Annotated in this window: 24 protein-coding genes; 14 read left to right on the forward strand and 10 right to left on the reverse strand. The window is 70.8% G+C overall.

Translation table 11 applies throughout. The features are described from left to right. On the forward strand, positions 1-327 hold a 327-nt coding region (locus ABR571_RS01755; protein WP_409451461.1), incomplete at its 5' end, for a hypothetical protein. A 3-nt stretch (positions 328-330) separates the two neighbouring features. On the opposite strand, the gene ABR571_RS01760 is transcribed toward ABR571_RS01755, so the two are convergent. Beyond that, positions 331-1,176 (reverse strand): phosphatase PAP2 family protein, encoded by an 846-nt coding sequence (locus tag ABR571_RS01760; protein ID WP_409451462.1) that lies wholly within the window; start codon positions 1,174-1,176, stop codon positions 331-333. Positions 1,177-1,283: 107 nt separating this feature from the next. On the opposite strand from ABR571_RS01760, the gene ABR571_RS01765 reads away from it, so the two are divergent. The 4 genes from ABR571_RS01765 (at position 1,284) to ABR571_RS01780 (ending at position 6,179) form a co-directional block, all read left to right on the forward strand. Then, positions 1,284-3,080, forward strand: a complete 1,797-nt coding sequence (locus ABR571_RS01765) for a GAF domain-containing SpoIIE family protein phosphatase (RefSeq protein ID WP_409451463.1) — start codon at positions 1,284-1,286, stop codon at positions 3,078-3,080. A 74-nt stretch (positions 3,081-3,154) separates the two neighbouring features. Beyond that, complete coding sequence (locus ABR571_RS01770; RefSeq protein ID WP_409451464.1) at positions 3,155-3,490, forward strand: STAS domain-containing protein; 336 nt, start codon at positions 3,155-3,157, stop codon at positions 3,488-3,490. 48 nt (positions 3,491-3,538) lie between these two features. Beyond that, positions 3,539-4,825, forward strand: a complete 1,287-nt coding sequence (locus ABR571_RS01775) for a competence/damage-inducible protein A (protein ID WP_409451465.1) — start codon at positions 3,539-3,541, stop codon at positions 4,823-4,825. Between the two features lie 61 nt (positions 4,826-4,886). After that, a complete protein-coding gene (locus tag ABR571_RS01780; RefSeq protein WP_409451466.1) occupies positions 4,887-6,179 on the forward strand; it encodes a PP2C family protein-serine/threonine phosphatase in 1,293 nt (430 codons plus the stop codon). A 19-nt stretch (positions 6,180-6,198) separates the two neighbouring features. Here the strand turns inward: ABR571_RS01780 and ABR571_RS01785 are convergent, their stop codons facing one another. Continuing rightward, positions 6,199-7,038: an SDR family NAD(P)-dependent oxidoreductase gene (locus ABR571_RS01785; protein ID WP_409451467.1), complete on the reverse strand. Its 840-nt coding sequence runs from the start codon at positions 7,036-7,038 to the stop codon at positions 6,199-6,201. 71 nt (positions 7,039-7,109) lie between these two features. Between ABR571_RS01785 and rnhA the strand changes: the two genes are divergently transcribed. After that, positions 7,110-7,556, forward strand: coding sequence for a ribonuclease HI (gene rnhA, locus ABR571_RS01790; RefSeq protein ID WP_409451468.1), 447 nt, complete (start codon positions 7,110-7,112; stop codon positions 7,554-7,556). A 7-nt stretch (positions 7,557-7,563) separates the two neighbouring features. Here the strand turns inward: rnhA and ABR571_RS01795 are convergent, their stop codons facing one another. Both ABR571_RS01795 and ABR571_RS01800 read right to left on the reverse strand, forming a co-directional pair. Beyond that, positions 7,564-8,505: a phosphatase PAP2 family protein gene (locus tag ABR571_RS01795; protein WP_409451484.1), complete on the reverse strand. Its 942-nt coding sequence runs from the start codon at positions 8,503-8,505 to the stop codon at positions 7,564-7,566. Positions 8,506-8,599: 94 nt separating this feature from the next. After that, positions 8,600-9,247: a glycerophosphodiester phosphodiesterase gene (locus ABR571_RS01800; protein ID WP_409451469.1), complete on the reverse strand. Its 648-nt coding sequence runs from the start codon at positions 9,245-9,247 to the stop codon at positions 8,600-8,602. A gap of 57 nt (positions 9,248-9,304) precedes the next feature. Between ABR571_RS01800 and ABR571_RS01805 the strand changes: the two genes are divergently transcribed. After that, a complete protein-coding gene (locus ABR571_RS01805; RefSeq protein ID WP_409451470.1) occupies positions 9,305-9,625 on the forward strand; it encodes a GNAT family N-acetyltransferase in 321 nt (106 codons plus the stop codon). 6 nt (positions 9,626-9,631) lie between these two features. Here ABR571_RS01805 and ABR571_RS01810 read toward each other — a convergent pair whose 3' ends face one another. Further along, positions 9,632-9,994, reverse strand: a complete 363-nt coding sequence (locus ABR571_RS01810; protein ID WP_409451471.1) for a fluoride efflux transporter FluC — start codon at positions 9,992-9,994, stop codon at positions 9,632-9,634. Continuing rightward, on the reverse strand, positions 9,991-10,473 hold the full coding sequence (locus ABR571_RS01815) for a fluoride efflux transporter FluC (RefSeq protein ID WP_409451472.1): 483 nt from the start codon (positions 10,471-10,473) through the stop codon (positions 9,991-9,993). The genes ABR571_RS01810 and ABR571_RS01815 overlap by 4 nt, the downstream gene beginning before the upstream one ends. A gap of 77 nt (positions 10,474-10,550) precedes the next feature. On the opposite strand from ABR571_RS01815, the gene ABR571_RS01820 reads away from it, so the two are divergent. Further along, positions 10,551-11,426 carry a TIGR03619 family F420-dependent LLM class oxidoreductase gene (locus tag ABR571_RS01820; RefSeq protein WP_409451473.1) on the forward strand — a complete coding sequence of 292 codons (876 nt, stop codon included), beginning with the start codon at positions 10,551-10,553 and terminating at the stop codon, positions 11,424-11,426. 56 nt (positions 11,427-11,482) lie between these two features. Further along, positions 11,483-12,232, forward strand: a complete 750-nt coding sequence (locus ABR571_RS01825) for an ABC transporter permease (protein WP_409451474.1) — start codon at positions 11,483-11,485, stop codon at positions 12,230-12,232. A gap of 14 nt (positions 12,233-12,246) precedes the next feature. Here ABR571_RS01825 and ABR571_RS01830 read toward each other — a convergent pair whose 3' ends face one another. Continuing rightward, positions 12,247-13,149, reverse strand: coding sequence for a ZIP family metal transporter (locus ABR571_RS01830; protein WP_409451475.1), 903 nt, complete (start codon positions 13,147-13,149; stop codon positions 12,247-12,249). Positions 13,150-13,256: 107 nt separating this feature from the next. Between ABR571_RS01830 and ABR571_RS01835 the strand changes: the two genes are divergently transcribed. Beyond that, the gene (locus ABR571_RS01835) at positions 13,257-13,910 is read left to right on the forward strand and encodes a hypothetical protein (protein ID WP_409451476.1); all 654 of its coding nucleotides are present in this window, start codon (positions 13,257-13,259) and stop codon (positions 13,908-13,910) included. Positions 13,911-13,947: 37 nt separating this feature from the next. Beyond that, positions 13,948-14,157, forward strand: coding sequence for a hypothetical protein (locus tag ABR571_RS01840; RefSeq protein ID WP_409451477.1), 210 nt, complete (start codon positions 13,948-13,950; stop codon positions 14,155-14,157). A gap of 20 nt (positions 14,158-14,177) precedes the next feature. Here ABR571_RS01840 and ABR571_RS01845 read toward each other — a convergent pair whose 3' ends face one another. Then, on the reverse strand, positions 14,178-14,552 hold the full coding sequence (locus ABR571_RS01845) for a hypothetical protein (RefSeq protein WP_409451478.1): 375 nt from the start codon (positions 14,550-14,552) through the stop codon (positions 14,178-14,180). A 636-nt stretch (positions 14,553-15,188) separates the two neighbouring features. Between ABR571_RS01845 and ABR571_RS01850 the strand changes: the two genes are divergently transcribed. Further along, positions 15,189-17,210, forward strand: a complete 2,022-nt coding sequence (locus ABR571_RS01850) for an ATP-binding protein (protein ID WP_409451479.1) — start codon at positions 15,189-15,191, stop codon at positions 17,208-17,210. On the opposite strand, the gene ABR571_RS01855 is transcribed toward ABR571_RS01850, so the two are convergent. Both ABR571_RS01855 and ABR571_RS01860 read right to left on the reverse strand, forming a co-directional pair. After that, the gene (locus ABR571_RS01855) at positions 17,182-17,466 is read right to left on the reverse strand and encodes a nickel-binding protein (protein WP_409451480.1); all 285 of its coding nucleotides are present in this window, start codon (positions 17,464-17,466) and stop codon (positions 17,182-17,184) included. The two genes, ABR571_RS01850 and ABR571_RS01855, sit on opposite strands and share 29 nt — an antisense overlap. Positions 17,467-17,574: 108 nt before the next feature. Beyond that, positions 17,575-18,561 carry an ice-binding family protein gene (locus ABR571_RS01860; RefSeq protein WP_409451481.1) on the reverse strand — a complete coding sequence of 329 codons (987 nt, stop codon included), beginning with the start codon at positions 18,559-18,561 and terminating at the stop codon, positions 17,575-17,577. 297 nt (positions 18,562-18,858) lie between these two features. Between ABR571_RS01860 and ABR571_RS01865 the strand changes: the two genes are divergently transcribed. Then, complete coding sequence (locus tag ABR571_RS01865) at positions 18,859-19,638, forward strand: class I SAM-dependent methyltransferase (RefSeq protein WP_409451482.1); 780 nt, start codon at positions 18,859-18,861, stop codon at positions 19,636-19,638. Then, positions 19,635-20,582: amidase (locus tag ABR571_RS01870; RefSeq protein ID WP_409451483.1), on the forward strand; the 948-nt coding region annotated here is incomplete at its 3' end. The genes ABR571_RS01865 and ABR571_RS01870, both read left to right, overlap by 4 nt.

The raw sequence follows: 20,582 nt of genomic DNA on the forward strand, positions 1-20,582 counted from the left end.
GAAGCCCTGGGTCGGCGGATTCCGATCACGGCGTCCACCCGGATCCGGATCGCCAAGAACCGGTTCATCGTGTCCCCGGTCCGACTGGAAGGGCTCCCGCTGCTCGGCACGTTTCCCCTGCAGCTGCCCGATCTCGAGTTGCCGGTCAACCTTCCGCTGGGCCTGTCGTTCACCGACGTCACGACCGAGCCCGGCTGCCTGCTGCTCAACTTCAGCGGCCAAGACGTCCGGTTCCTCACCAACGAGCCGACGGGCGATCCGGACGCGAGGCCCAGCCCGAAGGCGAGGCCGAAACGCGCCGTCGAGCCGCCGGAGGACGCGGCCTGAGGGTCAGCCCACCGGAACCGGTTCGGGCTCCGACGGCCGGGTCGGACCGGAGCTGTCGGCCCGCACCCGGCTGAGGACACGTCGCCAACCGGCGCGCATGCCGTGGACGCTCCACGCGCAGATGGCCAGGATCGCGATCGCCACGATGCCGTCCAGCCACCAATGGTTGCCGGTGACGACCACGACGAGAATCGTCACCACCGCGTGCGCCGGGCCGAGGTATCGCCACCGGCTCGTGCTCACCCGCCACGCGTAGTAACCGACCGTGACCGCCCATGCCACATGGACCGACGGCATGGCCGACAGCTGGTCGATGGGCAGGCCGTTGCTGTACACCGACTGCCCGTACTTCAACCCGGTGTCGACGATGCCGGGCAACATCCGCGGCGGCGCAACCGGTACGAGCTGCACCAGCAGGCAGCCGAGCGTCGTCCAGGCCATCACCTGCCGCACCGGCCGGATGCGGTCGCGGTGCCGGACGAACAGCCAGATCAGGAACAGCAGCATCGTCGTCATGTGCATGGCCGCGTAGTAGAGATTCGCCACCTCGACAACCTGCCGATGGCCGAGGATCAGATGCTGCATGGTGCGTTCGGAGGGCAATGGCAGCCAGCGCTCGAAGCTCTGAATGTCGTGGGCCCGCCGGTAGGCGCCGCCCGTCCCGGTCACGGAGATGTCACCGGCCAGCTGCCACAGCCCGTAAAGGGCCCCGACGACCGCGGTTTCCCGCGCGAACGCACCGACGGTGCGCAGCACGCGGGTGCGCGTCAGCGCCAAACCCCCGCCCGCGGCGGTGAGCACGGCAGCGACCTCGAAGGAGTGCTGCCAGTTCAGGCCCACCGTCTGCACGGTAGGACTATGCCGGTACCGGTCCGCCGAGTCGATAGCACCCGCGAACCGCAACAAAGTCCGACGGCGGCGCTGACAGACGCGGCAGCGGCTGACACCATGACGCTGTGACCGGGCCAGGGCAGAGATCCGGTGATCGGGCGGGTTTCTCCGCGCCTGAGGGCGAGGATGCGCTCCGCCTGCGGCAGCTGGCCCGGGTCACGACCGAGCTCGGCGCCGCCGAATCGATAGACAGCATCGTCGCGGCGGCGGTGGATCACCTCGCGGAGGCGATCCGGGCGGCGGTCAGCACCCTGATGATCCGCAAGGGCGACAACCTGCGGATGGCCGGCGGATCGGGACTGCGGCGAGGCGTCGAACAGGAATGGCGCTCCTTCCCGATCGATCACGACAATCCGGCCAGTGAGGCGGTGCGGCTCTCCCGGCCGGTGATGATGGCGCGGGCCGACCAGATCCAAGCGCGCTGGCCGTCACTGAGCGGGCAGATGCCGGCCGGTCGCTCGATCCTGGCCCTGCCGCTCGGTGCCGGCTCCTCGCCGGTGGGCGTCGTCGGGCTCACCTTCGAGGACGAGTGGCTACCCGGACCGGCGGAGCTGGACCTGCTCACGACGTTCGCCGAGGCCTGCGGCCAGGCGATCAAGCGGGTGATCGCTTCGGCCGAGGCGGCCGAGCGGGCCGACCAGTTGGCCTACCTCGCCGACGCGTCGGCCGAGCTCGCCAGCAGCCTCGACTACCGCCGGACGCTCAGCAACGTGGCCTCCCTCATCGCCCCCGGCCTGGCCGACTGGTGCGCCGTCGACATCGTCGACAACGGGACCCTGACGACGCTGGCGGTCGCGCACGCCGATCCCGAGAAGGTCGCGTGGGCATGGGAGTTGCAGCGCCGGTACCCGCCGGACCCGGACGCGCCCGCGGGCGCGCCGAACGTGGTGCGAACCGGCGTGAGCGAGCTATACGCCGAGATCTCCGACGAGACGCTCGTGGCGGGCGCGCGGGACGAGGAACACCTGCGGCTCAGCCGCGAGCTGAATCTGCGCAGTGCGATGGTGGTGCCGCTGACCGTTCGCGGCCGCGTGCTCGGGGCGATAACCATGATCCGGTCCGAGACGCGCCGCCGGTACGGGCCGGCCGACCTGCTGGTGGCCGAGGACCTGGGCCGGCGGGCGGCGGCGGCCATCGACAACGCCCAGCTACACAGCCAGACGCGCGATGTCGCCTTGCAGCTGCAGAGGGCCGTACTGCCCGACGACCTGGACACCATTCCCGGGTGGCAAGTGGCCGCGCACTACGAACCGGGCGGGAACGCCGAGGTCGGCGGCGACTTCTACGACGCGGTCGCGTTGCCCGACGGCCGCTTGGCCGTCTTCATCGGCGACGTGATGGGCCACGGCGTGGCCGCCGCCGCGGCCATGGCGCACGTTCGGGCGTCGATCCGCGCCTTCCTCAGCGTCGACGCCGAGCCGGCCGCCGTCCTGGACCACCTCGAGCAGATGTTCGGCATGCTGTCCATCTCGCAGCTGGTGACGCTCGTCTACGCCGTGATCGATCCCGAGGCCGCGCGCGTCGATCTCGTCAACGCCGGCCACTACCCGCCGTTGATCATCTCCCGGACCGGCGCGGTCGCCGCCGCCCACACCGCCCCGCGCCGGCCCCTCGGCACCGATCCCGACACCCATGTCGCCGCGAGCTTCCCGTTCGCGCCGACCGACACGCTGCTGCTGTTCACCGACGGACTCGTGGAGCGACGGGCCGAACACATCGACGTCGGCCTGCGCCGTCTCGAGGCCGACGCGGCCGTGCTGGCCGGGTCGGAACTGCGGGCCGGCCTCAAGACGCTGGTCACCCAGGTGCACGGCCCCGACGGCGACGACGACGTAACCGCCCTGGTGGTCCGCGGCGCGTGACCCGGCCGGCCCGCGCCACCGAGCCGGCGGTAGTCCTTTGCCCGCAGCTGCGCGGTTTGTGGAACAGTATCCGCGTGACGTCACTCTCCCTCAGCGCTCAGGGCGACAACGGTCGCCCCGTTCTCGCGCTGTCCGGTGAACTCGACATCGCGGCTGTCCCGCGCCTGCGGGAGGAGGCCGAAGGGCGGATCACGGCGGGCTGTGCCGCACTGACCATCGATCTGGGCGGCCTGACGTTCCTCGATTCCAGCGGCCTCGGCGTACTGGTCGAGCTGCGCACGCGGGCGCGCTCGAGTGGCGTCGAGTTCGAGCTGCTCAATGTGCCGTCCGGGCCCGCCCGCATCATCAGCATCGCCGGCCTGGCCGAGACATTGGGACTCGCGACTCCGGAGCCGGACGAGACGTCCTGAGACGTTCCCGGCTCGGGGCCGGACGTCCGGCTGCCTAGGATTCAGCGGATGGGCAGCCGCGCGGGGATCGTCGTCACGGGGACCGAGGTGCTCACCGGGCGGGTCGCCGACCGCAACAGTCCGTGGCTGGCCGAGGAGCTGCGCCGCATCGGCGTGGACGTGGCCCATGTGGTCGTGGTCGGCGACCGGCCCGACGACCTCACCGCGGCGCTGGGCTTCCTCACCGGTCTAGGTCTCGACCTCGTCATCACCTCTGGCGGATTGGGACCGACCGCGGACGATCTCACCGCCGACGTCGTCGCCCGGTTCCAAGGCCGGCCCAGTCGCCTGGATCCCGATCTCGAGGCGCACATCGCATCGATCATCGAACGGCTGTCCGCGGGGCGGGGATGGCACCTCGATCCGGCGGCGACCGCGGCCGGGACCCGCAAGCAGGCCCTCGTGCCCGACGGCGCCACGGTCATCGCGCCGGTGGGCACCGCTCCGGGGTTGGTCGTCCCACCGGCCAACGGCACGACCGGTCCACCGGTGGTCGTGCTTCCCGGGCCGCCCCGCGAGTTGCAGGGAATGTGGCCGGCCGTGGTCGAGGCCCCGCTCGTCGGTGCGGCGCTGCGCGGGCGGACGGAGCTGCGCCAACGGACCATCCGCCTCTGGGGGACGCCGGAGTCCGAACTCGCCGCCACGCTGCGCGACCACGACGACGTGCTCGGCGGCCTCGAGATCACCACGTGCCTGCGCGACGGCGAGCTCGAGATCGTCACCCGGTTCGCGCCCGGCGCACAGCCGGCCTACGACGCCCTCAGCCAAATCGTCGAGGAGGTCTACGGACAGACGCTGTTCTCGGCGGACGGCCGAACGGTCGACGACATCGTCGCCGACGCCCTGCGCTCGACCGGGCAGACCATCGCCACGGCCGAGTCGTGCACCGGCGGCCTGCTTGCCGCGCGCCTCACCGATCGTCCGGGTGCATCGGCGTACGTGCTCGGCGGAGTGACGGCCTACGCGAACTCGATCAAGCAGGGGCTGCTCGATGTGCCCGAGGCGCTGCTGGATCAGGTGGGCGCCGTCAGCGCCGAGGTTGCTGAAGCGATGGCCGCCGGGATCCGCGCTCGGCTCGGCGCCGACATCGGGGTCGGGATCACCGGCGTCGCCGGCCCCGACGGCGGTTCGGCCGAGAAGCCGGTCGGGCTCGTTCACATCTGCGTCACCGGTCCCGACAGGTCGATCGCCCGGCGCATCCAGCTCCCGGGCGCTCGCGCGGACGTCCGGGCCCGCGCGGTCGTCGTGGCGATGCATCTGATCCGCAACCTGCTCGCTGACGAGCCGCCCGGCTGATCCGGCACGGTGATTGGCGATCGGTTCGAGCGCGTCGGCGTGCCGGAGGTACGGTTCCGTGGTGGCGGACGTGGAGGGCGTGGGGGACGTGGACGACCAGCACCCTGGCGCCGGGTCCAGCGCGTCGGAGCGGGCTCTGCACGCCATGCTGGCGGAGTCGCACCTCTCGCTGGCCAGTGAGCTGCCGGCCATGGCCCAACGCTATGTCGCGGCGTTCGGCGGCAGCGACGTGCGAATCTTTCTCGCCGACCTGCAGCAGCTCACCCTCGTCCCGTTCGTCGGCCACGCCGACGTCCCGGCCGACGAGGTGCTCGAGCCGCTCAACATCGACGGCACGGTCGCCGGGCGAGCGTTTCAACTCGTGCAGCTGGTGGTGCAGTCCCGGGAAGGGCTCGATCCGGTCGTCTGGCTCCCCCTGCTCGACGGCACCGAGCGCCTGGGCGTGCTCGGCGTGACGGTTCCGGGCGCGACACCGGAAATCATCGTCAACGAGCCGCCGGCTCCGCTGCTCTGCCGGTTCGCGTCGCTGCTCAGCGAGCTGATCATGACCAAGAGCCTCTACGGCGACACGGTCGTGCGGCTGCGCCGCCAACGGCACATGGGGTTGGCGGCCGAGATGCAATGGTCGTTGCTGCCGCCTCTGACCGTCTCCTCGCGCGCGGTCACCATCGCCGCCGCGCTCGAACCCGCGTACGACGTCTCGGGTGACACCTTCGACTACGCCGTCGATCCGGGCACAGCCAAGGCTGCGGTCTTCGACGGTATGGGTCATGGGTTGCGGAGTGCCCAGATGGTGCTGCTCGCAGTGACGGCGTACCGCAATGCCCGCCGGGCCGGCCTGTCGCTGACCGAGACCTGCAAGCAGATCGACGAGGCGCTGCTCGATGCCTTCTCGGGCTCCAGCTTCACCACCGCGCTGTTCACCGAGCTCGACACCGACACCGGCGTTTTCAGCTGGGTCAGCGCCGGCCATCCGCCGCCCCTGCTGATTCGGCAGGGCCGCCTGATCAAGGCGCTGGACACCTCGCCGCGCGCCCCGCTCGGCATGACGCTGCCGAGGGATGCGGCCCACGCGCGGGAGCTGTCGGTCGGCACCGAGCAGCTCGAGCCCGGTGACTGCGTGCTGCTCTACACCGACGGAGTCACCGAGGCCCGAGCTTCCGACGGATCGTTCTTCGGCGAAGACCGGCTCGCCGACCTCATCGTGCGCCACTTGGCCGCCGGGTTTCCGGCGGCCGAGACGATGCGCCGTGTTGTCCACGCCCTGCTCGTGCACCAGGAGGGCCGGCTGACCGACGACGCCTCGCTGGCGTTGCTGCAATGGCAGGCCGACGTTCAGGCGGTGGCCCCCTGACCGTCGACCTCGAGCCGTATCAGGGCCTGCGGGGCACCCCGGTGGCCTTGCGCAGCACCGCGTCGAGCACGGGCGTCGGCGTGACCGCGCTGAGTGCTGCCTGGGCCTTCGGGGCCGCGCCGACGACGTAGCGCGCTCGCGGACGGCGGGCGGTCAGGGCCCTTTCGACTGCGGCGGCGACGCCGTCCGGCGACGACGCGATGCGCTGCGACAGCGGGATCGACTTACGGAAGCCGGCGATGTGCTTCGCGTACAGCCGGCGTTGCTCCGGACTGAGCGTCGCGACCGCGTGCTCCAGCGTCGCCTCGGCCTCTTGCCACAGGTCGGTGTCGGTTTGCGCCGGCTCGATCAGCGACACCCGCACACCCCACGGCCGCAGTTCCATCCGCAGCGCGTCGGCGATGCCCTCCAGCGCGAACTTCGAGGCGTTGTAGGCACCGGTCATCGGGGTCGAGACGCGACCGCTCAGCGACGAGATGAGGACGACGCGACCACGCGAATGGCGCAGCCGCGGCAGAACCGTCTGGGTCACGGCGACCTGGCCGACCACGTTGACCTCGAACTGGCGGCGCAGTTCGTCGAGCGGCAGCCCCTCGATCGGTCCGCCGACGACGACGCCGGCGTTGTTCACGACGGCGTCCAAGGATGCCGGGAGGAGGTCCGACAGGCCCGCGAGGTCGGCGGCCGAGGTGATGTCGAGCCTGACCGAGCGCACTCGCTCGGGCGCCGCGGCGATCAGCGCGTCGCCGTCGGCCTCGCGCCGGACGCCGGCGTAGACATCCCAGCCCGCGGCGGCGAGGTGGAGACACGTGACGCGGCCGATGCCGCGCGCGGCACCGGTGACCAGGACCGAAGGCATGGCCAGAAGCTACAGGGGCACGCCACGCGCGGTTGCGCCCCGTCGAGGTGATTGCGGGCAATAATCGCGACGTGACGGAGTCCAGGCCCCGCGTCGTGATCTACACCGACGGCGCCTGCAAGGGAAATCCCGGTCCGGGCGGGTGGGGCGTCTGGTTGCGCAGCGGCGGCCACGAGAGGGAACTGTTCGGCGGCGAGGAGCTCACGACCAACAACCGGATGGAACTCACCGCGGTGATCAACGGCCTGTCCGCGCTGAAGTATCCGTGCGACGTGGAGTTGTTCACCGACAGCCAGTACGTCCGCAAGGGCATCACCGAATGGATTCACAACTGGAAGATCCGCAACTGGCTGACGACCGACAAGCAGCCCGTCAAGAACGCCGATCTCTGGCGGCTGCTCGACGAGGCGATCACGGCGCACCGGATCGAGTGGCGATGGGTCAAGGGCCACGCCGGCGACCCGGGAAACGAGAAGGCGGACGCGCTGGCGAACCAGGGGGCCGAAGCCTTCGTCTGAGAGCGCGCTAGCGGCCGGGTCGGCAGAACTGGTCGTTCGAGGCGCCGGCCAGCGGGATGGAATGGCTCGCGAACGAGCGCAGATCGGCCGGGTGCTCCGTCCTGGAGACGTCGTCCGACGCCGTGGTGTTCTCGCCGGCGCCGAGGGTCTCGGCCGCCGGGGAGCGCTTCGGCAGGGCCGAGGCCAGCAGCGCACCGGCTGCCATCGTGATCGCTCCGGCGATGGCGTCGAGGAGGTAGTGGTTCCCGGTGGCCATCACGACGACCGTCGTGGTGATCGGGTAGGCGATTCCGATGATCTTGACCCACCGGCGTTCGGCGTAGACCGCGATCAGCACGCCGCACCAGATCGCCCAGCCGACGTGCAGCGACGGCATGGCCGCGAACTGATTGGTCAGCGCGCCGAGCCCACGCGGGACGCTGCCCTCGCCGCCCCACCAGCCCCAACTCTGGGTATCGGCCAGCGTGTCGTGCAGGCCGGTGTCGGACAGCATCCGGGGCGGAGCGGTGGGCAGGAAGATGTAGCCGATCAGGCCGAGCGCGGTGCTGATCGCGAGCGCGGTGCGGGCCGGGCCGTACTGCGCGCGGTGCTTGCGGTACATCCAGATCAGCACTGCCGGCGTGACGACGTAATGCATCAGAGAATAGAAATAGGACGCGAGCACGGCGAAGAATGTTGCGTGGGCAAGGGCTCCGTTGAGCACCTTTTCCGGGGCGAGATGCCACACGCGCTCCAGGTGCATGATCTCCCGGCCGTTCTTCAGCGCGGACGACACGTCGATGTCGCCGAAACCGCGGCTGAATTCGTATCCCACGTAGAGGACGGCGATCAAGGCCAGCTCGCGCCACCAACCCGCACCGCGGCTCCAGGTCCGCGCGCGGCGGTAGCCAGCTACCAGAGCCGCTCGCAGGCCCCCGGTCCGTCCGGAGCGCACGTAGGTCGAGAGCATCACGGTAGGCACAATATCGCTGGACGGAGATTATTCCCCGCATCTTTTGGCCAACTGCCAAGAAGCGCGCCAAATGTCGCGGATATGTGAGCGTTCAGGTACCTGCGGACGCCAGCATTCGCAGTACGGCAGGGCGGTCGGTCGTGATCCCGTCGACGCCGAATTCGCGGACCCGGCGCGCGCGTCGCAGGTCGTTCACGGTCCATGCCACGACGGTGGCCACCTGTTGGTGCAATCGAGCGACGACGTCCGGGGTCAGCAGTGAATGCCGGACGCTCACAGCGTCGTCGTGGAGCGGCCCCTGGGCCAGCAGCTCGCGCAGCTGGGCCGGGCGCCCGGCGCTGCGCCAGGTGCGGAAACCGGCGGCGCGCAGCCGCTCGAGATCGGGCTCCCGTCCGCCGCACACGACGAACCGGCTGCGGTCCGAGAACCCGGCGATCAGGGCGTCGATGAGCCGCCGACGCCCCTCGTCGGTCCTCTCTTTAATGTCGAGGGAGACCCGGCAGCCCGATGGCACGAGGGCCACGACATCGTCCAGGGTCGGATCGTGGGCGGCCGACGTGTGCCACCGGACCCGCCAGTTGTCCCGCTGCAGCCAGTCACCCATGGGCAGGTAGTGCGAGACCACGATCCGGTGCTGGTCATCGACCTGGATGTCGGCCTCGAAGACGCGGGCGCCGGCCGCTGCGAGCACCTCACAGGCGGCTCTCGACCGCGGGGTGCGGTGGGCCACGAGCAGCATCCGGCCAGCCTACGAACCGCCCGGCCGCGCGGGGGTACCGGCTCGTACGCTGGCTGAATGACCGAGGAGAACGTGCACGTCCGCGACAACGCCGACGAGTCCCGCTTCGAGATCCTCGTCGGCGACGAGCTCGCCGGGTTCACGCAGTACGTGCTGGACGGCGACCGCGCCGACTTCGTGCACACCGAGATCGACGACCGGTTCGAAGGGAAGGGCCTCGCGTCGCGGCTCATCGGCGGGGCGCTCGACGACGCCCGTCGCCGTGGGTGGGCGGTCGTGCCTTACTGCCGCTTCGTCACCCACTTCATCGCCAAACACGGCGAGTACCGCGACCTCGTGCCGGCCGATCAACGACCGCGGTTCGGGCTGACAGGCTGACCAGCGTCACCGCACGGCGACGAGTCCCACCGCGCCGGCGCCGACAGTGAGGACGACGGTGGCCGTGAGGTAGCCCACCGCGCGCAACGGCGATGCCCGCTGCACGAGGCGCACGATCTCGAAACTCGCCGTGCTGAACGTCGTGTAGCCGCCACAGAACCCGGTGCCCACGACAAGGCGCAGCTCGCTGGGACAGGCGTGGAAGAGCACCAGACCGGTCGCCACGCCGAGCAAGAGCGATCCGGTCGCGTTGATCAGCAGCGTGGCCCATGGGAAGTCGCTGCCCCTGCGCCGCAGGATCACCCCGTCGATGACGAACCGGGCTACCGCCCCGGCGGCCCCGGCCAGGGCCATGAAGAACACGGTCACGCCGGCGGGCTCGCTGCCCTGCGGGGCCGCCCGGCGGCGAGCAGTCCGAGAACGGTGGCGAGCAGCCCGAGCAGCACCGTAGCGGCGAGGTAACCGGCGGCCAGTGCCACCCGCGAGTCGCGGACGAGAAGATCGGTCTCCACCGCAAGCGCGCTGTAGGTCGTGAACGCGCCGCAGAAACCGGTGCCGGCCAGTAGCCGCATGCGCTGGCGCCACCCCTCGTCCGGCCCGCGCCGGGCCAGCGCCTCGAGCAGGATCCCGAGCAGGAAAGCGCCGATCAGATTGGTCAGGAACGTGCCCCATGGCCAGGCGCGGCCCCGCGTGGGTGCCCACTCGGAAAGGGCGTACCGGGCGAGCGTCCCCGCGAAGCCGCCCGCTGCGACGAGCAGAACGGCCACCGGTTGCACGTGCAGGATCCGCGTGGGAATGGCGTCCGGGTCGAGCGGCAGCTCGGGATGGGAGTCCGAGCTCGGGCACATGGTCTGACAGCCTAGGTGTTGCGTACGGAAAGAGAACACGTTCTACTTTGCCAAAGCCCGGAATGGAGCGGTGTGCCGTGCGATTCACCTATGCCGAAGCGATGACCGATGCGAGCTACTACCTGCCGTTGGCGCAGGCGGCCGAGGCGGCCGGTTACTCGAGCATCACGGTTGCCGACAGCCTGGCCTACCCGAAGGAGTCCGACAGCACCTATCCCTATACCGCCGACGGCAGCCGGACGTTCCTCGAGGACAAGGACTTCATCGAGACGTTCGTCCTGTGCGCGGCGATGGGAGCGGTGACGACGACGCTGCGGTTCACGCCGTTCGTGCTCAAGCTGCCGGTGCGCCCGCCGGTACTCGTGGCGAAGCAGGCGGCATCCGTGGCGGCGCTGACGAACAACCGGCTCGCCCTCGGCGTCGGCATCAGCCCATGGCCGGAGGACTTCGAGATCATGGGCGTGCCCTTCGCCAAGCGGGGCAAGCGGATGGACGAGTGCATGGAGATCGTCCGCGGCCTCACCCAGGGCGGCTACTTCGAATTCCACGGCGAGTTCTACGACATCCCGGCGATCAAGATCAGCCCGACGCCAACCGAACCGATCCCGCTGCTCGTCGGCGGCCACGCCGATCGGGCGCTGCGCCGCGCGGTCGTGCGCGGCGACGGCTGGATGCACGGCGGCGGTCAGCCCGAAGAGCTCGACGAACTGCTGGCCACGATCGCGGCCATCCGGGCCCAGGAAGGCCTGCAGGACCGGCCGTTCGAGATCCACGTCATCTCGCTCGACGCCTACACCGTCGACGGGATCAAACGGCTGGAGGACCGCGGGGTCACCGACGTCATCGTGGGGTTCCGGCTGCCCTACATCGTCGGTCCGGACACCGAGCCGCTCCAGAAGAAGATCGACCATCTCAACCGCTACGCCGAGCACGTCATTGCCAAGGTGACCTGAACGGACGAGGCGCTCCTCACCGTAGGATTCGCCTCGATGTTGCCGAGCGCGCTGTCGTGACCACTGCCGACGTCAGGCTGGCGGCCGGACTGGTCCTGCTGGTCGGCATCGCGGTCGCGGTGCTCGCGCTTGCCGGGGTCAAGCAGCGCCGCCCGGTCGTGACGGCCGGCCTGCGCGCCGGCGTCCAACTGGCCGTCGTCGCGGCGGCTCTGCGCGGCGTGTTCGCCGCCCCGATCACCGTGATCGCGATGATCGCGGTGATGTTCGGAGTCGCCACCTGGACGTCGGCGCGCCGCATCCGCATGCACCGCCACGCCTACCGGTCGGCGGTCACGGCCTGCTTCTGCGGATCGGCGGTGGCCGTCGGCCTGATCGAGGGATTGCCGATGCTGCACCGCGACGTCCGCAGCCTCGTGGCGGTGTCCGGCATCGTGATCGGTGGCTGCATGACGGCCGCGACCCTCACCGGGCGGCGCCTGGCCGATGCGCTGCACCGGCGGCGGGACGAGGTCGAGGCGTGGCTGGCGATCGGCGCCACTCCGCGGGAGGCGGTGCGCGACCTGGCTCGCGAGTCCGTGTTCGATGCGCTGGTCCCCGGTCTCGACCAGACGCGCACGGTCGGGCTGGTCACCCTCCCGGGCGCGTTCGTCGGGGCGCTGATCGGCGGGGCGAGCGCGGTCGGGGCTGCTCGCTTCCAGTTGGTGGTGCTGGTCGGGCTGATGTGCGCCCAGTCAGTGACCGCGGTGGTGCTGGCCTGGCTGATCGGCGCGCCCGCGACACTGCCGGCCACGGAGTCGAACCCCTGAAACAGCGACCGCGCTCAGACTCCGGCCGAGGTCACGATCGCGTCGGTGAGGAAGCCGGCGATCATGCCGATCAGCAGCCCGTAGGCCAGCAGGTCGGACCGTTTGGCCTTCGCCGCGACGCTGATCAGCTGCGTCACCACGTAGATGATCGAGCCCGCGGCGAGCGTCAGGAAGATGACGCTCAAGGCCGTGCTGGTGAAACCGTGACCCACCCAGGTCCCCACGAACGTGGGGCCGCCGCCGATCGCGGCGAGGCCGAGCAGGTAGCCCCACGACGGGCGCCGGGCGACCCCCGCCTCGTCCACGTCACCGGCCAGTGGGGCGACGATGCCGAACCCCTCGGTGGCGTTGTGCAACGCGAACCCGATGACGAGCATTGTCGCCAGCGCGACCTCGCTGCGCGCGGCCGACTGCCCGATGGCCAGGCCTTCGGCGAAGTTGTGCAGGCCGATGCCGACGGCGATCAGCAGGGCCAACCGGCGGGCGTCGGACATGACGGTGGACACGGTGACCGACCGGGTCTCGGTCAGGGTCGCGCCGCCCTGCGCGCCGACCGAGGTCACTTCGACCGATGATTCCCGGACGGTGGTCGCGGCCCGCACGCGGCGGCCGAGGTACTTCTCCCAGGCGACGAGCGCCAGCAGCCCCACCGCCAACCCGGTGAAGAACAGGGCGCCGTAGCCGAAGGCACTGCCCAGACCGCCGTGACCCTCGTGATGACGGGTCAGGGCTTCGTCGATGGGGTCCCACGCCGCCGAGAGCACGTCCCAAACCAGGAAGATGAGGACGCCGACGGCGACGCTGTTGAGCATGATCCGCAGGGTCGGCGCGGGACGGCGCATCCGGCCGACCGGCATTCCCAGCACGATGGTGACGCCGGCGATGAAGCCGAGCACCAGTGTGTGTCCCAGTCCCACGTCGAACCCTTCCTCGGTTGTTAGGGCAGCCTAACCAAAGTGCGTGGGAATCCAAACCGCATGTGACCAGCGTTGCCGACCTGGACCGGGCGGCGCATCGTGGGCAGGTGAGCGACGAGGCACGTGAGGACGTACTGGTCCTCGGCCCCGGGCGGCGCGCCGGCGCGACGACGTGGCTGGCCGGGTTCGTGGCGGCGTCCCTCGTCGCCGGCGTCGTGGTCCTCGAAGCGCGCCGAAGCGGGCATCCGGCCGGCCGTGCCGGCGCCGGCACTGCGGTCACGTCACCCGGGACGGTGCCGAAAACGCCGGCTGCTGTGACGGTGCGCCGGGTCGACGACGAGTACCTCGTGCAGGTGCCGCCGGGCGATATGCGCGCCGTGCTCGCTTCGGCGGCCTGCCGGGCCGGGTGCACGGCGCACACCCTGACCGGCGTCGATCTCGACCGCGCGGCCGCGGGCTTCGCCGGGCTCCGAGCGCTGGCCGGCGGCTTCGTCACCGGCCCAGCGAGCTCCGCGGTCCAGGAGAGCATCGAAGGACGGGCCCGGCCGGACGCGTTGGTGCACCTGGTCATCGAGCGAACGAGGGCGCGACCGACCGGCGGTGTCACGACAACCGACCGCCCGGGCGACGGGTTCCGCTCGCTGCGGCTGACGATGGTGCGCGACGGGTGGCGCTTCACCGCCGGGCTGGTCGTGCGCGGCGCGGTTCCCCCGGTCGACGCGGCCGCCGCATGGGTCCGCAGCGCCCCGCCGCCGGGCTGATCCCTGGGCTAGGGTGCCGGCATGCCGAAGCCGATCGGTGAGCCGTGAGCGGGCCGTCCGACTCCCAGGCCCGCGAGTCGCCGCCGCCTTCCGCAGCTTCACTCGCAGCCTCCTGGGCGTCGGCAACGACCCGGCCGACCTGCCGGCCGGTGGCGGCCTCGGCGCCATGCCCGCAGTGGTGCAGAACCGCGCGGGGTGGTCCGGCTACGCGGCGATGCGGGGACGCCCGGGTCGCTACCGGGGCTGACCGGGCCGCTGACCGGCCGGTCAGGCGCCGCAGTACCCCGACGGCGCTCCGGGGCCGCAGAACGGAACTCCGGCGAACGCGCCGGCGAACGCGGCGACCGCGTGATGGGTGAGGTCATGACCGAGACGGATCGGCGCCAACGGCACCGCGGAGGTCACGGTCGACGACGTGACGGTGACGATCACCGTGGTCGGGTTGAGCACCGCTGTGATGTGACCGGTGACGTGGCCCCCGTCGTGAATGCCCGACCCGGTGATCTGGTCGCAGCCGGTGGTCACCGTGGCGGTGCAGTCGACGTAGGTGCGGAAGCTGATCGTCACTCGCCCGGTCGGACTCACGACCAGCTGGCGCCCGTGCCCGGTCCACGTTCCGACGAAGCCGGCGGGTGTCGTCACGGGACTGCTGAGTCGAGCCGTAGGCGTCGGCGTACGGGGCGCAACGCTCGGCGCGGGAGCGGACGACGCGGCGGCGGACGTGACCGGTCGCGAGCTGAGCCCGAGCGAGCCGGCGATCGACGACGAAGCGCGGGGCGACGCGCTGCCCTGGCCCCCAGTGGTCGAACTGCAGCCCACGAGAACAGCTGCCGCACCCACCGTCAGTAACCGCAAACCGATTCGCACCGGATCACCGTCCCGACTCCCCTCGACGCTCGTGGCCGGGGCAGTCCCGGACCGGTAGCTGCGGGTACCTCACCAGCCGCGCATCCCAGCTCGCGCGCAGGCAGCGCAAGTACGTCGTCCCTCGCCGGGTCTCGTTCAGCTTGCCGTGCCGGCAGGTGTGACACTGTCCGACCGGGAGACCCACCGGGGCATCGTATTCCGGCATCCCGGAGGTGAACTCTGATTCCGGCGCCGCGAGGTCGCGTACGGGTTCGTGGCGCGCCCGGTTCCCCGGCCAGCCTGGCAGCGCGACCGGATGACCGGTGCGACAATCGACCGACCCGCGGGGGCTCTGGTCGGTTGCGGCGAGGGGGGGTGGATGTAGTGGCACACGAGCTCGGCTGCGGAAACTGCGGCCAGCAGAACCCAGGCGTGGCTCGGTTCTGTCTGAGCTGTGGCAGCGCGCTCGAGAGCTCCTCGGCGCCGGCCGACGAGCGGCGGATAATCACGATCATCTTCGTGGACCTCGTCGAGTTCACCAGCCGGGCCGAGCGTCTGGATCCTGAAGACGTACGCGCGCTGCTCGCGCCGTACCACGACCGGGTGCGACGCGAGATCGAGTCCTTCGGCGGCGTGGTCGAGAAGTTCATCGGTGACGCCGTGATGGCGGTGTTCGGGGCGCCGATGGCCCATGGTGACGACGCCGAGCGCGCCGTGCGGGCGGCGCTGGCCATTCGCGACGTCGCCTCCGAGCTCGGTGACGGCGGGCTCGACCTGCGCATCGCGGTGAACACCGGTGAAGCGGTCGTGTCCATCGGTGCCCGGCCGGCGTTCGGCGAGTCCATGGTCGCCGGCGACGTGGTCAACACGGCCGCACGACTGCAGACGGCGGCACCGTGCAACGGCGTGGTCGTCGGCGAGGTGACGTACGAGGCGACGAAGTCGGCGATTCGCTACGAGCCGACCGACCCGGTGGTCGCGAAGGGGAAGGAGCACCCTGTCCCCGCGTGGGTCGCCCTCGAGGCGTTCACCGGTGTCGGCATGCGGCCCATCGAGACCGACGGCATCGTCGGCCGGGGGTTCGAACTCGCGATCCTCGGGGCCCTGTGGGAGCGGGCGGCGGCGGCGCGGCTGCCCACGCTCGTCTCGATCATCGGCCCCGCCGGCGTGGGCAAGACCACCCTCGCGACGCAGTTCTGCGCGTTGGCGGCCGATGCGGGAGCCAGGATCATCCGCGGCCGATCACTGCCGTACCGCGAGAGCGGGACGTACAGCGCGCTGTCCGGCCAGATCATGCGCCTTGCCGGGATCTTCGAGAGCGACGCGCGGGAGGTGGTCGCCGAGAAGCTGCGGGCCAGCGCCGCCGCCTTGCTCGCCGGCACCGAGACCGAACCGGGCTCCGTTGCCGAGGACCTCGGCGCCGTCGTCGGCGTCAGCGCTCAGAGCGCCGCCGCCGACCGGAATGGGCTCTTCTACTCGGTCCGTGAGTTCTTCGAAGGCGCGGCTCGGCAGCAGCCGACCGTCCTGGTCTACGAGGACATCCACTGGGCCGACGCGAACCTGCTCGACCTCGTGCTGACCTGCGCCGGTCTCATGCGGCGGGTACCCCTGCTGATCCTGGCGCTCGCCCGTCCCGAACTGCTCGATGTCCGGCCGGGCTGGGCGGCCGGGCTGCCCGAGTACCTGATGCTGACGCTCGGTCCATTGGACGAGGCGGACGCTCGCCTGCTCGCGGAACGGCGGCTCGGCGATGCCGGACAGGCGGACGCGATCATCGGCATCGCCGAGGGCAACCCGCTGTTCATCGAACAACTCGCCGCGAGCATCGGCCAGACCGCCCCGGGCCGGCTGCCCACGAACATTCGCGAGATCGTCGCGGCGCGGCTCGACGCGCTGCCGTCGGACGAGCGGGCGCTGCTGCTCGACGCATCGGTGGTCGGCAAGGTCTTCTGGCTCGAAGCCCTCCGCAATCTGAGCCCGGATCGCGGCGACCTGGCCGGCCTGCTGGACCGTCTCGAGCGGCGTGACCTGATCCGGCGCGAGACCGGCTCGATGCTCGAGGGCAAGCCGCAGTTCGCCTTCACCCACGCGGTCATCCGCGAGGTTGCCTACGAGCTGCTCTCGCGGAGCGAGCGCGCACGGCGGCACGCTGTCGTCGCCGAGTTCTTCGCGACCGCCACCGGGGCATCGGGCGACGCCATCGGCGCCATGGCCCGTCATTGGAAGGCGGCCGGCGAGAACGGCCGGGCGGTCGAGCACCTGCTGCGCGCCGCCGATCTGGCCGAGCGGGGCTGGGCGAAGGACCACGCCGCGTATCTGTACCGCGAGGCGCTACAGCTGCTCCCGGCCGATGATGTCGAGCAACGCAGATCGGTGCAGCGCAAGCTCGCGATCGCGAGCGCGGCGTCGCTGCATGCGCCGGAAGTCAGACTGCGGGGAAGTCAGCGGGCGTGACGTCGCCGGCGATCTCGTCGATCGACTCGATGTTGTGCATGCCCAGTCGTTCGGAGTGCGCCAGTACCATCGCCGGGTCGGGCGCTTCATAGACGCAGAAGGTTCGCACCTTCCCGGTGTCGTCGACGACGACGTGGCTGTGTTGCCACTGGACCTCGGTGAACTCGTTCTCGATCAGCTCGCGCGAGCGCCGACCGACCGTGGGCATCTCGGCTTCGACGCAATCGAAGCTGCGCACAATCATGTACCTGGGCACGTGCGGATCCTAAACCCGAGACAGCGGTCGGGCGAGGCCGAACCAGGTGCTCGGTCGCAGGGACGCCGGGTCGGGTGGCGCTACGGTTCCCGGAAACCGCCCCGGCCGCTACCGCGGCTGAAGCTCCGGCCGGCGGCCCGCCCGCGTCCGGGCCGTGGCATGCGTTGAGCGCCGTCCGAGCCGCATCAGCAGGCCGCCGAGCGCGAGCGCCGCAAGACCTGCTGCCGTTGTCGGCAGCAGATTGCTGCCCGTGAGCGCGGGAGGTCTGCTGTGAGGCTCCGCGGAGCCGTCGTGCTTACGGTGGAGGTTTTCGGCGGCGGGCTGCTGCTCGCAGTGGTCCGTGACGAGGTGGTCGAAGGGCTGCCGGTCGCGGGGGTCGAGCCGACGACCACGCCGGGGACAAGGCTGACAAGGGAGGGCTGGTCGCGCCGGTGCTGGTCCCGGCGCCCGCCGACGACGTGCCGCTTCCGGCCGCGGTGGATCCTGCCGTGCTCGACCCGCCGGTGCCCGAACTGCTGGTTCGGCTTCCGACCGGCTTGTGCAGTTGGGTGCGCTGATGGTGTTGGTGTCCAGGGTGACCGCGCCCTTTCTGGCCAGCAGTCGGCCCTGGACAGTGGCGTTGGTTCCGGCGCTGATCGAGGTCAACGCCATGACGGTGCCCACGAACGTCGAAGCGGTGCCCAGTGTTGCCGAACTGCCGATCTGCCAGTACACGTTGCACGCGCTGGCATCGCCTATCAGCGAGACGACGCTCGCGGTGGAGGTGACAAGGGTGCTGGCGGCCTGGAACACGAACACCGCGTCCGGGTTGCCATACGCGTCGAGCGTCACGGTCCCGCTGAGTCCCAGCGACCCTCCGCGGTACACACCGGGACCGAGCGACAGTCCGGTCAGGTCGACGGGCACCGACGTGAAGGGTGACCGGGAGAAGGCGTCCTTGTACGCCGCGGTCACGCCGAGTTGGGCCTTGGCCGCGACGGCGTCGGTGACGTGCTGAGTTCCGTTGATGACGTTTCCGGGCGCAAAGCCGGTCACCGCGCTGCCGGGGCTGACTCCCAGGTCGCCACTGATGATCGACGGGCCGATGTTGGTCATGGTGGTGGCGTCGAGAACGGCGAAACTTGCGGCGTGCCCAGCTGCACCGGCGCTTGCGCGGCGTCGGCCGGGCCGGCCGCCAGGCCGAGCGCGAGCGTGATGCCGAAGGAGAGTCCGAGGACCGCTGCGGGAATCTTGCTGCACCCCGTTCCCTGTTCGGGAGCATATGCGAAAGCCGCCGGATGCCAAATTCGTGTTAAGTTCCGCGTGCCACCTCGGCAGCTGCGTAAGTTCTCGTGGTACGCAGCAACACCGACGACACCGAGCGCTGTAGGCAACCGAAAGGCACACCTGCGAATGGGTCTACGCGTCGAAACGCCAGTAAGCACGGCCAGCCTGCCACTCACCGGCGAACGCACGGTGCCGGGGACCCCCGAGGAGAACTACTGGTTTCGGCGGCACGAGATCGTGTACCGGTTCGCGGCGCAACTCGTGAGCGGCCGGCGCGTCCTCGAGGTCGGCTGCGGCGAGGGCTACGGAACCGCGTTGCTCGCCTCCACCGCGCGGCACGTCGTCGGTGTCGACTACGACGCGCTGACCGCGGTCCACGCCGCGGAGAAGTACCCGCAGGCGCACTTCGTGCGGGCCAACCTCGCGGCGCTGCCGGCACCGAGCGGGTCGGTCGACGTCCTGGTCACGCTGCAGGTGATCGAGCATGTGTGGAACCACCCTGAGTTCGTCCGCGAGTGCCTGCGGGTGCTGCGCCCCGGCGCGCTGCTGTGCGTCAGCACCCCGAATCGGCTCACCTTCTCCCCCGGGCTGGACGCACCGGTGAACCCCTTCCACACGGTCGAGTTCACCGCCGCCGAGCTGGCCGACCTGCTCGGACGCTGCGGGTTCGAGGTCGAGCACGTGCTCGGCTTGCACGCGGGTCCGCGCTTGCGTGCCCTCGACGCGCGGCATGGGGGCTCGTTCGCCGACGCCCAGTTGGCCGCGCCGCCTTACGAGTGGCCCGACGGACTACGGGCTGACGTCGCGTCCGTCACGGCCGAGGATTTCGCCGTCGTGGACGCGGCCGATCGCCCAGTCGACGAGTCGCTGGATCTCGTCCTCATCGCCCGGCGACCCGTCGCATGACCACCACGACGGACCTGACCCACCTCTCGGCGATCGCGCTCGCTGCCGCGATCCGCAACGGCGAGACGACCTCGACCGAGGTCGTCGAGGCGCACATCGCCGTGCTCGAGCGGATCAGGGACCTCAACGCGCTCGCCGTCGACCGGTTCGACCTCGCCCGCGACGAGGCGGCCGCCGCCGACGCACGGGTGCGGGCGGGTGATCCCGACCTGCCGGCGCTGCACGGCGTGCCGGTGACGATCAAGGAGATGCTGGCCGTCGAGGGCATGCCGCACACGGGCGGCTACGCCCACCGCCGCAAGTTCCGCGAGACGGCCGACGCGCCGGTGGTCGCCCGGCTGCGCGACGCCGGCGCGATCGTGCTCGGTCTCGGCAACACCTGCGGCTTCCTCATCTGGATCGAGTCGAACAACCCGCTGTACGGACGGGTCTCGTGCGCCTACGACCCGAAGCGGACGGCCGGCGGCTCGTCCGGAGGCGACGGCGCGATCGTCGGATCGGGCGGCGCGCCGGTCGCGCTTGGGTCCGACTTGGGTGGATCGGTACGCATCCCCGCCTTCTTCAACGGCGTGTTCGGGCACCTGCCCTCACCTGGTCTCGTTCCCCTGACCGGCCACTTCCCGATGCCCGACGGCGAACTCCGGCGGCGCCTGTCCCCCGCGCCGCTGGCCCGCCGGGCCGAGGACCTGATGCCGGTGCTGCGGATCATCGCCGGGCCGGACGGCGGGGACCCGTACACCGAGGAGCAACCACTGGGTGACCCGTCCGCGGTCGCCGTCGAGGGACTGCCGGTGGTGGTCTCGACCCACTCGTCGACGCGCCCCTTGCGGCCCGTGCTCCGCCGGGCGATCGACGGGGCCGCCGAGGCCCTCGCCGACCGCGGCGCGGTGGTGCACGAGGCACCGATGAAGGAGCTGCGCTGGGCACTGGCGCAGTTCCTGGCC

The organism is Jatrophihabitans sp., from assembly GCF_046262535.1.
In the GTDB taxonomy this organism is placed as follows: Bacteria; Actinomycetota; Actinomycetes; order Mycobacteriales; family Jatrophihabitantaceae; genus Jatrophihabitans.

Excerpts from the sequence above, each read along its gene's own strand:
- ABR571_RS01775 (WP_409451465.1), top strand. The coding sequence starts at position 3,539 with ATGGGCAGCCGCGCGGGGATCGTCGTCACGGGGACCGAGGTGCTCACC.
- ABR571_RS01785 (WP_409451467.1), bottom strand. The coding sequence starts at position 7,038 with ATGCCTTCGGTCCTGGTCACCGGTGCCGCGCGCGGCATCGGCCGCGTC.
- ABR571_RS01795 (WP_409451484.1), bottom strand. The coding sequence starts at position 8,505 with ATGCTCTCGACCTACGTGCGCTCCGGACGGACCGGGGGCCTGCGAGCG.
- ABR571_RS01800 (WP_409451469.1), bottom strand. The coding sequence starts at position 9,247 with ATGCTGCTCGTGGCCCACCGCACCCCGCGGTCGAGAGCCGCCTGTGAG.
- ABR571_RS01805 (WP_409451470.1), top strand. The coding sequence starts at position 9,305 with ATGACCGAGGAGAACGTGCACGTCCGCGACAACGCCGACGAGTCCCGC.
- ABR571_RS01815 (WP_409451472.1), bottom strand. The coding sequence starts at position 10,473 with ATGTGCCCGAGCTCGGACTCCCATCCCGAGCTGCCGCTCGACCCGGAC.
- ABR571_RS01860 (WP_409451481.1), bottom strand. The coding sequence starts at position 18,561 with ATGACCAACATCGGCCCGTCGATCATCAGTGGCGACCTGGGAGTCAGC.
- ABR571_RS01865 (WP_409451482.1), top strand. The coding sequence starts at position 18,859 with ATGGGTCTACGCGTCGAAACGCCAGTAAGCACGGCCAGCCTGCCACTC.